The 12,009-nt window shown below is 76.0% G+C and carries 9 protein-coding genes; 7 read left to right on the top strand and 2 right to left on the bottom strand.

Annotated features, from left to right (window positions below; genetic code table 11):
• Nucleotides 1-24: 24 nt before the first annotated feature.
• Together ACQPYX_RS26805 and ACQPYX_RS26800 are read right to left on the bottom strand one after the other, a co-directional pair.
• Complete coding sequence (locus ACQPYX_RS26805) at nucleotides 25-744, bottom strand: M23 family metallopeptidase (protein WP_433803810.1); 720 nt, start codon at nucleotides 742-744, stop codon at nucleotides 25-27.
• 561 nt (nucleotides 745-1,305) lie between these two features.
• A complete protein-coding gene (locus tag ACQPYX_RS26800) occupies nucleotides 1,306-2,253 on the bottom strand; it encodes an esterase/lipase family protein (RefSeq protein ID WP_433800367.1) in 948 nt (315 codons plus the stop codon).
• A 129-nt stretch (nucleotides 2,254-2,382) separates the two neighbouring features.
• Between ACQPYX_RS26800 and ACQPYX_RS26795 the strand changes: the two genes are divergently transcribed.
• The 7 genes from ACQPYX_RS26795 to purH all read left to right on the top strand — a co-directional run bounded on the left by ACQPYX_RS26795 (nucleotide 2,383) and on the right by purH (nucleotide 11,898).
• Nucleotides 2,383-4,209, top strand: a complete 1,827-nt coding sequence (locus tag ACQPYX_RS26795; RefSeq protein WP_433800366.1) for a hypothetical protein — start codon at nucleotides 2,383-2,385, stop codon at nucleotides 4,207-4,209.
• A 203-nt stretch (nucleotides 4,210-4,412) separates the two neighbouring features.
• Entirely contained in the window at nucleotides 4,413-5,588 is a 1,176-nt protein-coding gene (sucC, locus tag ACQPYX_RS26790) for an ADP-forming succinate--CoA ligase subunit beta (RefSeq protein WP_433800365.1), read from the top strand.
• Between the two features lies 1 nt (nucleotide 5,589).
• Nucleotides 5,590-6,471: a succinate--CoA ligase subunit alpha gene (sucD, locus tag ACQPYX_RS26785; RefSeq protein WP_433800364.1), complete on the top strand. Its 882-nt coding sequence runs from the start codon at nucleotides 5,590-5,592 to the stop codon at nucleotides 6,469-6,471.
• 85 nt (nucleotides 6,472-6,556) lie between these two features.
• Nucleotides 6,557-8,032: a DUF5336 domain-containing protein gene (locus ACQPYX_RS26780; protein WP_433800363.1), complete on the top strand. Its 1,476-nt coding sequence runs from the start codon at nucleotides 6,557-6,559 to the stop codon at nucleotides 8,030-8,032.
• A gap of 238 nt (nucleotides 8,033-8,270) precedes the next feature.
• Entirely contained in the window at nucleotides 8,271-9,617 is a 1,347-nt protein-coding gene (locus ACQPYX_RS26775; RefSeq protein ID WP_433800362.1) for a cell division protein PerM, read from the top strand.
• Between the two features lie 41 nt (nucleotides 9,618-9,658).
• Nucleotides 9,659-10,312: a phosphoribosylglycinamide formyltransferase gene (gene purN, locus ACQPYX_RS26770; RefSeq protein ID WP_433800361.1), complete on the top strand. Its 654-nt coding sequence runs from the start codon at nucleotides 9,659-9,661 to the stop codon at nucleotides 10,310-10,312.
• Nucleotides 10,309-11,898 carry a bifunctional phosphoribosylaminoimidazolecarboxamide formyltransferase/IMP cyclohydrolase gene (purH, locus tag ACQPYX_RS26765; RefSeq protein WP_433800360.1) on the top strand — a complete coding sequence of 530 codons (1,590 nt, stop codon included), beginning with the start codon at nucleotides 10,309-10,311 and terminating at the stop codon, nucleotides 11,896-11,898. Before purN ends, purH begins: the two co-directional genes overlap by 4 nt.
• Nucleotides 11,899-12,009 lie beyond the last annotated feature (111 nt).

Raw genomic sequence — 12,009 nt, 5'->3', positions numbered from 1 at the left:
GCTCGTTCGGAACCGGGGGAGGGCCTAGTCGGCCGACGCGCCGAGGGAGATGCCGCGCTCCGCGAGCCACGGCAGCGGATTGATCTTCGTGCCGCCCGGGGTCCACACCTCGAAGTGCAGGTGCGGGCCGGTCGACTGGCCCCGGTTGCCGATCTCGGCGATCTCCTCGCCGGCCTTCACCTTCTGCCCCTCCTTCACGAAGGAGCGGTTGATGTGGCCGTAGACGTTGATCGTGCCGTCCTCGAGCTGCACCCGGACCCACATCCCGAACCCGCTCGCGGGGCCGGACTCGAGCACGGTGCCGTCGGCGACCGAGACGATCGGGGTGCCGATCGGTCCGGCGATGTCGACGCCGCGGTGCGAGGTGCCCCAGCGGGCGCCGAACCCGGAGGTGAAGCGTCCCTCGGCCGGCTTGACGAACTTCGGCGCACGGGCCGCGGCCTCGCGCGCCGCCGCCGCGTCGGCGACCTTCCGGGACTTCGACAGCGACTGCACCTGGCTGGGCGCGGTCGGGGCCGGGGCGATCGCCATGACGCCGGTGGTGGCGGCGTCGAGGGCGGAGGTCGCCGCGGCCGGAGCGGCCGCGGCCGCCGTCGGGGCGGACGCCGCCGTGGTCCCGGCGGAGAGCGCCAGGTCGGCGCGGGTCTCGCCGGTCGGCGCGTCGAGTCCGCTGGAGACGACGCTGTGACCGGCCGTGGCCAGCGCACCGGCCGCGACCGCGGCCACGGCGAGGCGACCGGTCAGCGGGTTGGCCGCGCGGCGTGGGCCGCGGGAGGGCTCCTCGTCGGGACGGGGGGCCCCGGCCGGGGCGGGACGCAGACCGGCGGGGGGCCGCTGCGGCAGCGCCGGAGCGCGACCGGAGCCGCCGACGAAGGCCGCGGTCCGGCCGTCGTCCGCGGGACGCGGCGCCGGGCGGGCCGGTGCGAAGCGAGGACCGCCGCCGAACAGACCGGGGCCTCCGGCGCCTGCGAGCGCAGGCACGCCGAAGCCGGCGAATCCGTCGAGCCGGGGAGCGAAGGCGGCCGGGCGGGGGGAGCTGTGACGCGCCAAGACCAACCTTTCCGCAAGTAGGGGCCGGACGCGACGGCGGTGGCGTGGGGGCGCCGTCACGGATCGTCGGGGTCGATCCGTGAGCCGTTCGTGACCGCACCGTGATGCTGGACGACCGGACGGTGCCATGTCGTTCAAAGCTGGGCAAACGTCTGCCCCGGAAACACCCACCTCGCACGCCGTGTGAGCGTTCGTGCGCGCCGAGCGGTCATCACCCGGTCGGGTGAGCGCGACAACCGGCCGCGGTTCGGGGCGTCAGCCGGCGACGGCGGTGACGGCCGTGGTCCGCTCGCGCGGTGACCGCGTGCGGCCGAGGCGGCAGGCCACGAGGTGTACCACCTGCGGGTCGATCGTCATGGCCATGTGGCCGACGTGGTCGAGCCGGACGTTCTCCACCTGCAGGTCCGGGTGCTTCAGCCGGGCGTTGCGCTGCGGGATGATCAGCTGGTCCATCGCGCTCCACACCGCGAGGAACCGCGTCCGGCAGTCCGGGGCGGGCTCCTCGAGCTCGCGCAGCAGGTCCGATCCGGGCTGGAGCTGGCGGGGGACGAGCGTGGGCGGCAGCAGGTGGGCGATCGCGGACCCGCGGTGCGGGGTCCCGAGGGTGACGAGAGTGTCGACCCGGGCGTCGCCGCCCAGGCGCTGCACGTAGTAGCGGGAGATCAGGCCGCCGAGCGAGTGGCCCACGATGTGCACGCGGTCGGCGCCGGACACGGCGCAGAGCCGCTCCACGTGGTCGCCGAGGTCGCGCGCCGCGGTGCGGATGTCGCCGGTGAACGCGGTCAGCGGGCTGTAGTTGACGGCCTGGACGGTGCCGTGCCCGCGCCGGCGCAGGGTGCGCGCGAGGTAGTGGAAGATCGAGCGGTTGTCGACGATGCCGTGCACGAGCAGCACCGGGATCGTCGAGCCGTCGAGGTCGGACACCAGCAGCGACCGCTCGCCGGGCGGGAGGGTGTCGGTGCGGTGGTGCGCGTGCACGCCGCCCGGACGCAGGGCCTCGTCGAGCAGGCCCAGCGGATAGACCGACAGGTGCACCGCCGTGTAGGCGAGCTCGACCGCGAGTCCCCGGACGCCGGCGGGCACGCCGACGGTGCGGGCCGCATAGGACAGGGCGCCCCAGGCCTGCTGCGCCATCGCGGCGATGGAGCCGGTGGGGCCCGTCGCCGGCTCCGATGCCGACGACATGACCGGGGTCACGTCCATGTGCTCGACGTTAGGCGACGTTCACCGGCGTGTCGCCCCGGGCGCGTCATCAGATCGATCCAGAGTCGATCTCGTCGCACCGGCGGGTGAGCGCAGGGGTCGAACGGGTACCGGCCTAGTCTCCTCGTGATGACGGCCTCACGAGCCGAGCCGCGGACGAGCCCGCCCGGGCCGGCCGCGCAGGCGGACACGGGACGGGTCGGCGCGGCCTGGTGGGTCGCCGCCACGTGCGTCGTCGTGGCCACCGCGCTCCGCGTCGCGGTCGTCGTGCTGGCTCCCGGCGCCATCGGCGCCCCCACCCGGGCGGCCGGCGTCCTCGCTCCGGTCGTCGCGCTCGTCGCGGCGCTCGCGCCGGGCCTGGCCACCCGCCGGGCCGGCCGCCGGCCCGGCGCGGCCTCGCTCGCGGCCCCGGCGGCCCTGGGGGTCCTGGGCGTGGGCGGCCTCCTCGTCGACCTCACGCTGCTCGTCGACCCGGTGGCCGCCGCCCGACCGGACCTGCTGCCCTCCGGCACGTCGGTGCTTCCCCCGGCGCTCGCGGCGCTGGTGGTGGCGGCCGACGTCGCCCTCGTGGTGGCGGCCCTCGTCGCGGGCCGCGCGCTGCGGGGCCTGGGACGGGCCGGCGGCGCCGCGGTGTTCGGCGCCCATCCGCCGGTGACGCTGGTGCGGCCGGTCGCGGGGGCGGTCCTCGCGGCGGTCGGGGTCGCGGCGTCGCCGTTCAGCGTGGAGGGCCCGGGCAGCGGCTTCGCCCCGCACGCGGTCCTCGACACGGCTCCGCCCGCGGGGATCGGCGTGGCGCTGCTCGCCCTCGCCCTGGTCGTCGTCGCCGTGCTGCCGGGCCTGCGCCCGGCCGAGCCGGGCGCCGACCCCGAGACCGGGATGCGGGTCCGCCGGGCGGTGCACACCGCGCTCGGGGCCGGGGTGGTCGCCGCCGTGGCCCCGACCGTCGCGGCCTCCGTCGCGCGGGTCGGCCTCGACGTCTCGCCCGGCGCCGTCCTCGCCGTCGCCGGCGGCCTGCTCCTCATCGGCATCCCCGCCCGCACCGCCGTCCTGCGCTCGCGCGCCGCCGGGGTGGCGGCGCTGCTGGCGGCCGGGGCGGCCCTGTTCGGCGCCCTGCTCCCGACGACGACGCTGCCCGACAGCGCTCCCGTCGAGACCGGCGCGGGCGTCCTCCTCCTGCCCGCCGCGGCGGTGCTCGCGCTGCCGGCGCTGCTCGTCGTCGTCGGGACCCCGCGGCTCGTCGTGCGCGCCCGCCCGACCCTCTCCGTCGCCTGGCTGACGGTGCCCTTCGCCGCCGGACCGGCGCTCGACGTCGTCCTGGGCGCGGTCGACAGCGCGGTCCCCGCGGCCGACCCGGCCTTCGGGACGGCCGTCCCCTTCCCGACGACCGGCGTGGGCGTCGGGGTGGGCGGCTGGGCCGTGGTCGGCGCGCTCGTGCTCGCGGTGCTCACTGCCGTCCTCGCCGTCGGGGCGGGCTTCGCCGAGCGCCGGGACGTCGCCGGGGCACGCACCCCGCTCGGGGCCCGGCCCGCCGACGGCACCGACACCGTCGAGCCCGACCCCACGATGCTGCCGATGTGCGCGCTGGCCGCCGTGCTCGCCGTGCCCGGCTTCGGCGGCCCGCTGGCCCGTGACGCACTGGCCGCGAACGCCGCCGGCGGGGTCTGGCAGAACCCGGGCGCCGCCGCGTGGGGCTCGCTCGCGGGCGTCGTCGGGGTGGCCATCGCGGTGCTGCTCGCGCCGCGGGCCCGGCCCGCGCGGGCGCTCGCGCTGCTGGCCGCGGCCGGCGCCCTGCTCGTCGTCCGGCTCTCCGCCCTCGTGCTCACCCCGCCCCGTCCGGGTGAGAGCGTCGGCATCGGGACCTGGGCCGCGATCGTCTGCCTCGTCGTCTCGCTCGGAGCGGCCGTGGTCTCGGTGATGCAGATCCGCGAGGAGCGCTGGGGTCGCGAGGAGGCCTGACCGCCGACCGATCGCCGCCCCGCGAGCGCGGGTGTGGCGGGGGTCGCCCCCGGTGGCCGGTCCCGAGTGGCGACACGCCGCTAGGGTCGCCCTCGCCGCCCCTCGGTCGCCGCCCGAGCAGATCCCGCCGGCCGTGCGACCGGAGGGGCCACCGCCGGAGTCCACCGACGGATGCTGCCGGTCAGTGATGGAGGAGTTCACGAGTGGACCTGTACGAGTACCAGGCGAAGGACCTCTTCGCCGCGCACGGAGTGCCGGTCCTGCCGGGCCGCACCGTCGACACGGCGTCCGACGCCGAGACCGCCGCGGGTGAGATCGGCGGCGCCGTCGTCGTCAAGGCCCAGGTGAAGACGGGCGGCCGCGGCAAGGCGGGCGGCGTCAAGCTGGCGAAGGACCCGGCGGAGGCCAAGGAGAAGGCCGAGGCGATCCTCGGGCTGGACATCAAGGGCCACGTCGTCCACCGCGTCCTGGTGACCGAGGCGAGCGACATCGCGGAGGAGTACTACTTCTCCTTCCTGCTCGACCGGTCGAACCGCACCTTCCTCGCCATGTGCTCCGCCGAGGGCGGCATGGAGATCGAGGAGCTCGCCGTCGAGCGCCCCGAGGCTCTGGCCCGGGTGCCGATCGACGCGATCGCCGGGGTGGACAAGGCCAAGGCGCAGGAGATCGTCGCGAAGGGCAACCTGCCCGCCGCGGTGGCCGAGGAGGCCGCCGACGTCATCGTCAAGCTGTGGGACACCTTCGTCGGCGAGGACGCCACGCTGGTCGAGGTGAACCCGCTGGTGCGCGACCCGCAGGACCGGGTCATCGCCCTCGACGGCAAGGTCACCCTCGACGAGAACGCGGACTTCCGCCACGAGGCGCACGCCGCCCTCGTCGACGAGCGGACCGAGAACCCGCTCGAGGCGAAGGCCAAGGCCAAGGGCCTCAACTACGTCAAGCTCGACGACGGCCAGGTCGGCATCATCGGCAACGGCGCGGGTCTGGTCATGTCGACCCTCGACGTCGTCGCCTACGCCGGCGAGGCGCACGGCGGGATGAAGCCCGCCAACTTCCTCGACATCGGCGGCGGCGCGTCCGCCGAGATCATGGCGGCCGGGCTCGACGTCATCCTCGGTGACGACGACGTCCGCAGCGTCTTCGTCAACGTGTTCGGCGGCATCACCGCGTGCGACGCGGTGGCCAACGGCATCGTCGAGGCGCTGAAGATCCTGGGTGACGACGCGACCAAGCCGCTGGTCGTGCGCCTCGACGGCAACAACGTCGAGGAGGGCCGGCGGATCCTCGCCGAGGCGAACCACCCGCTCGTCACCGTGGTGGGCACGATGGACGACGCGGCCGCGAAGGCCGCCGAGCTTGCCGCGAAGGCTGGTGCGTGAGATGTCGATCTTCCTGAACGAGAACAGCAAGGTCATCGTCCAGGGGCTCACCGGCTCCGAGGGCATGAAGCACGGCCGCAAGATGCTCGCCGCGGGCACGCAGCTCGTCGGCGGCGTCAACGCCCGCAAGGCCGGCACCCAGGTCGACGTGGACGGCACCTCGGTGAACGTCTACGGCGGCGTCGAGGAGGCCATGAAGGAGACCGGGGCGGACGTCTCGGTCATCTTCGTGCCGCCGAAGTTCGCCAAGGACGCCGCGGTCGAGGCCATCGACGCCGGCATCGGGCTCGCCGTCGTGATCACCGAGGGCATCCCGGTGCACGACTCGGCGTGGTTCTGGGCGCACGCCTGCGCCAACGGCAACCGCACCCGGATCATCGGCCCGAACTGCCCCGGGATCATCTCCCCCGGCAAGTCGCTCGCCGGCATCATCCCGGCGAACATCTCCGGCCCCGGGAAGATGGGTCTGGTGTCCAAGTCGGGCACGCTGACCTACCAGATGATGTACGAGCTCCGGGACATCGGCTTCTCCACCGGCATCGGCATCGGTGGCGACCCGATCATCGGGACCACGCACATCGACGCGCTCGAGGCGTTCCAGAACGACCCCGAGACCGAGGCCATCGTCATGATCGGTGAGATCGGTGGCGACGCCGAGGAGCGTGCGGCCGACTACATCAAGGCGAACGTGACGAAGCCGGTCGTCGGCTACGTCGCCGGCTTCACCGCGCCCGAGGGCAAGACGATGGGCCACGCCGGCGCGATCGTCTCCGGCTCCGCCGGCACCGCGCAGGCGAAGAAGGAGGCCCTCGAGGCGGCGGGCGTCAAGGTCGGCAAGACGCCGACCGAGACCGCCGACCTCGCGCGTTCGCTGGTCTCCTAGGTTCGATCTGAGGCAGGCTGGGCCGACCGCGGGGACGATCTCCGCGGTCGGCTCGACGGCGTCGTCATCGGTGGAGGGCTCGTCCATGACCGCAGGACCGGGTGCAGGCGGTAACTCGGGCGGGCAGCCCGGCTGGAGCGGACAGCCCTACCAGGCCCCGGCTCCCGGCGGGCCTCGGCAGGCGCCGCCGTCCCAGCCCAACCCCGCTGCCGGGCCCCCGAGCCAGCCGTTCGGCGGCGTCTCGCCCTACGGCGGGTCCTCGTGGGCCGGCGCGGGTGCTCCCGGCTCCGGCCCGGCGCCCGGCGGTCCCCAGGGAGCCGGGTGGGGTCGGCCGCCGGCACCGCCCACGCCGGCGCGCGGTGTCCCCGCGTCGAACCCGTACACGGCGGTGACGGTCCCGGCGTCGCCGCAGTCCATACCGTCGTCGTCCACCCCCGGCGCCGCTCCGCCGGCCGCCGACGGGATCCCGACGGGGCCGGGGCGGCTCGCCGCGCTCGGGGCCGCGGGCCTCGGGCTCCTCACCTTCATCGCGACCTTCTTCACCAGCTTCGACCCCGCCGGCCTGCTGCCCGCGCTCGTGGTCGGCGGCGGCCTGACGGTCGGTGCCGCGGTCCTGCCGGGTGCTCCGCGCACGGTGGTGCCGGGCGCCGTCGTGGCGGTCACGGCGGCACTCGTCAGCCTGCAGACCCTGTCGGTGACCGACGGGTTCGACCTCGTCGTGGTGGTGCTCGCCGTGCTCACGGCCGCCGCCGCGGTGGTCGCGGCCCTGTCGGCGGTGGGCATCGTCGGGGGCGGGGCCCGACCCTCGTCCGCGTCGTCGCCCTCGTCCCCGGCCGGCTCGGGGTCCGCCCAGCAGTTCGGTCAGCAGGGCGGGCCGTTCGGTCAGTCGTCGGGGCCCTTCGGGGCGCCGTCGGAGCAGGCCACCCAGCGGGTCGCCGCGCCCGGTCAGGGGCCCCGTCCGCAGGGCCCCGGTCAGCCGGGCCAGCCCGGTCTGCAGGGCGCCGCCGTCTCCGGCCCGTCGACCGGCCCGCAGGGCGCCGGGCAGCCGTCGCCGGAGGACTCGGCCGCCCGCACGCAGGTGGTGCCGCGGACGTCCGGATCGGAGTCCGAGTCGTCGGCCGCCACGGTGGCCTCCCCGTCAGCAGCGGGTGAGCCGTCTTCCCCGTCGTCGTCTCCGGCCTCCCCGGCCTCGTCGACGCCACCGTCGGTCACCGACGGACGGGTCGCGCCGGCCGAGGCCGCGTCGTCGCGGCCGGCTCCCGCGCAGCCCGGCGCCTCGACCCCGCCGTCCGGGTCGCCCCGACCCGCCGACCGCGCCGGTGACCTCCCGGCCACCGCGATGATGGACGGCTCCGCACCGGCCTCGTCGCCGCAGTCCGCCCCGTCCCAGCCCACCGCCTCGCCGGCCGGCGCCTCGCCCGCCGCCCCGGCGTCGCAGCACGGCGCGGAGTCCGAGGACACCCCGCCGTCGGGCTTCCCGCGGCCGACCGGGTGGGGCGTGCCGGAGCGCACCGACGGGTCGGCCCCGCAGGGCGACCGACCGGGGGCGCACGAGCGCTGACCTGCGTCGTGCTCGCTCAGCGAGCACATCGCTCGGCAGAACAGGATCTTGCTGTGAGGCCTGGCGCCACCGGCCCGGCCGCCTGACCAAGATCGTCAGGACGAGGACGATCCGGACGCCACGCGTCCGAATCCTCCTCGTTCCGGTGATCATGGACGGGCACGGCGGGAACCGGCCACTGCTGACACGCGGCGTGGCGCCCCCACCCGGTCGCCCGGCCCTGGAATCGTCGGCGCGCGTGAGTGCTCCGGCGAAGGACGACACGGAGGCGACCGGGAGCGACCCGGTCGGCCCCGGTGCGGTGCGGCCGCGTCTGGCGGTGCTGGCCGAGGTCGCGCTGGTGCCGGTCGCCGTCTCCTACCTCGCCGTCGTCGTGCTCGCGGCGCTCATCACCGCCGCCGCCTCGGGGACCACGCCCGGCGGCGACCCCGGGCTCGGTCAGGCGCTGGCGACGGGTGTCCCGCTGTGGTTGGCCGTGCACCTCGTGCCGCTCACGATCTCCGGCGCCCCCCTCGGCGTGCTGCCGCTCGGCCCGGCGATCGGGGTCGGAGTCCTGATCGCCCTCGTCGCCCGGCGCGGCCTCACCCGGCTCCGGACCCCGGCCACCGAGGCACACCTGTGGACCTCCTGCGCCGTCCCCGTCGTCGCGGCCACGGCCGCCGTGCACGCCGCGGGCGGGGTGCTCGCCGCCGCCCTGCTCACCCCGGACACCGCCGCCGTCCCCGCCGACGCCTCGCCGGCGACGGCGGGTGTGGTCGCCGGGCTGCTCGCGGCGGTCGCCGCGGCCGCCGGCGTCGTCGGGCCGTGCGGGCTCGCCACGACGATCGCGACCCTCCCCGCCTGGCTGCGCCGCGGACTGCGGGCGGGCCTCGCGGCCACCACCGCCCTCGTCGTCACCGGCGCGGCCGTGCTGCTGATCGTGCTGCTCGCCCACGCCGACGCGGTCGCGGCCGTGTTCACCACCGTGGCCCCGGAGGCCGGCAGCGGGGCGGGCCTGTGGCTGCTCGACGTCGCCTACCTGCCGAACGCCGTCGTCGCCGCCCTCTCCTGGGCGCTGGGCCCGGGCTACGCGGTCGGCGCGGTGAGCGCGGCCCCGACCGGCGCGGTCGCCGGTCTCGTGCCCCCGTTCCCGCTCGCCGCGCTGCTGCCGAGCGGTGCCACCGCGAGCTGGGCGGGTCTGGTGTTCGCGCTGCCGCTCGCGGTCGGGAGCCTCGTCGGCTGGACGCTCGCGCCCTCGAGCCCGGACACCGCGACCCGGCTGCGCTCGGTCGCCGTGGCCGCGGGCACCACGGGCGTGCTGCTCGCCGTCGCGGCGCTGCTCGCCGGGGGGCGGCTCGGCACGGGTCCGTTCGACCCGGTCGTCGTCCCCGCCGGCTGGGTGCTGCTCGCCGCGATCGCGTGGGTCGGGCTGCCCGGCGCGGTGGTCGCGGTCCTGGCCGCGCCGGTGGCGCCCGCTCCCGTCGTCGGGAGGCCCGGGCCTGCCGCGGGGCAGGAGGCACCCGTCGTCGGGAAGGCACCCGCCGAGGACCACGACGACGAGGAGCGTGTCGAGGGCGACACGCCGGAGGATCCCGAGCAGGGCTAGGGTGATCGGCGAGGATCGTCGAGACGCCGGAGCCCAGGTCTGTGCACGGCGGCAAGGAGTCCCCGCTGAGCACGCACCACCGTTGGGAGCTGCCCGCGCCCGCGCGCGTCGTGGTCCTCGCCTCCGGGTCCGGCAGCCTGTTGCAGGCCCTGCTCGACGAGGCCGGACGCTGCGGGGTCGAGGTCGTCGCGGTCGTCTCCGACCGCTCCGGGATCGCCGCCCTGGACCGGGCCCGCGCGGCGGGGGTCGACCCCGTCGTCGTGCAGGTCTCCGAGCACCCCGACCGGGCGGCCTGGGACGTGGCCCTCGCCGACACCGTGGCCGCGGCCTCCCCCGACCTCGTCATCTCGGCCGGCTTCATGAAGGTCCTCGGCCCGGCGTTCCTCGCCCGCTTCGGCGGGCGCACGATCAACACCCACCCCGCGCTGCTGCCCGCCTTCCCCGGCGCGCACGGCGTCCGTGACGCGCTCGCGTACGGGGTGAAGGTGACCGGGGCCACGGTGCACCTCGTCGACGACGGCGTGGACACCGGCCCGGTGCTGGCCCAGGAGGCCGTCGTCGTCGACCCGGACGACACCGAGGCATCGCTGCACGAGCGGATCAAGGTCGTGGAGCGCCGCATGCTCGTCGAGACCGTCGCGGCGCTGGTGCGCCACGGCGCCACCACCACCGGACGGACAGTGAGGATCCCGTGACCGACACCGAGGGCCGCCGCCCGATCCGCCGCGCCCTGGTCAGCGTGTTCGACAAGGCCGGCCTGCTCGACCTCGCGACCGGCCTGCACGCCGCGGGCGTCGAGGTCGTCTCCACCGGCTCCACCGCGACGCGCATCGCCGACGCCGGCGTGCCCGTGACGCGCGTCGAGGAGCTCACCGGCTTCCCCGAGTGCCTCGACGGCCGGGTGAAGACGCTGCACCCGCGCGTGCACGCCGGGCTGCTCGCCGACTCGCGGCTGCCCGAGCACGTGCAGCAGCTCGCCGATCTCGGCATCGCGCCGTTCGACCTGCTCGTGGTCAACCTCTACCCGTTCACGCAGACCGTGGCCTCCGGCGCCTCGCCCGACGACTGCGTCGAGCAGATCGACATCGGCGGCCCCGCGATGATCCGCGCGTCGGCGAAGAACCACGAGACGATGACCGTGATCACCGATCCGACGCGCTACGCGTGGGTGCTGGAGCAGGCGAAGAACGGCGGCGTGACGCTCGCCGACCGGCGCGCGCTCGCGGCCGAGGCGTTCCGGCACACCGCGACGTACGACGTGGCGGTGGCGTCGTGGATGGGCGACGTGCTCGCGCCCGACCCGGCGACCTCCTCCGACGGCGCGACGGTGCCGTTCCCCGGCTGGGTGGGCACCACCGCGCGGCGGCGCTCGGTCCTGCGCTACGGCGAGAACCCGCACCAGGCCGCCGCCCTCTACGCCGACCCCGAGTCCACCTCCGGGATCGCCGGCGCCGTGCAGCTGCACGGCAAGGAGATGTCCTACAACAACTACGTCGATGCGGACGCGGCCTGGCGCGCGGCGCACGACCACGGGTCCGACCAGGTGTGCGTCGCGATCATCAAGCACGCCAACCCGTGCGGGATCGCGGTCGGCACCGACGTCGCGGAGGTGCACGCTCGCGCCCACGCGTGCGACCCGACCTCGGCGTTCGGCGGCGTGATCGCGGTGAACGCCGAGGTCACGGTCGCGGCGGCGGAGCAGATCGCGGAGATCTTCACCGAGGTCGTGGTGGCGCCGTCCTACGCCGAGGGTGCGGTCGACGTGCTGGCCCGCAAGAAGAACATCCGGGTCCTGACGGCCGAGTGGTCGCCGTCGGCCACCGAGCAGCGGCCGATCTCGGGCGGCGTCCTCGTGCAGCAGCGCGACGCGGTCGACGCGCCGGGGGACGACCCGTCGTCGTGGACCCTCGCGACCGGCACGGCGGTGTCCGATGCGGTGCTCGCCGACCTGGCGTTCGCGTGGCGCGCGTGCCGGGCGGTGAAGTCGAACGCGATCCTGCTGGCGCACGAGGGCGCGACGGTCGGGGTCGGGATGGGGCAGGTCAACCGGGTCGACTCGGCCCGGCTCGCCGTCGCCCGCGCCGGGGACCGGGTCCGCGGGTCGGTGGCCGCCTCCGACGCGTTCTTCCCGTTCCCGGACGGGTTCGAGGTGCTCGCCGAGGCCGGGGTCGCCGCCGTGGTGCAGCCGGGCGGGTCGGTGCGCGACGCGCAGACGATCGAGGCCGCCGAGAAGGCGGGCGTGGCGATGTACCTGACCGGCACGCGGCACTTCGCGCACTAGGTGCTGAGCTTGTGAGTGCTAATCCGTGCTCTGGCACGGATTAGTACTCACAGGCTGTGCACCTCCTGAAGGTTCCCGACGACGGATGGCGCCGGTCCGGTCCCCGGCGTG

Source organism: Actinomycetospora sp. CA-084318, from assembly GCF_050955885.1.
GTDB lineage: Bacteria > Actinomycetota > Actinomycetes > Mycobacteriales > Pseudonocardiaceae > Actinomycetospora.
This window is presented reverse-complemented; position numbering and strand designations above follow the sequence as displayed.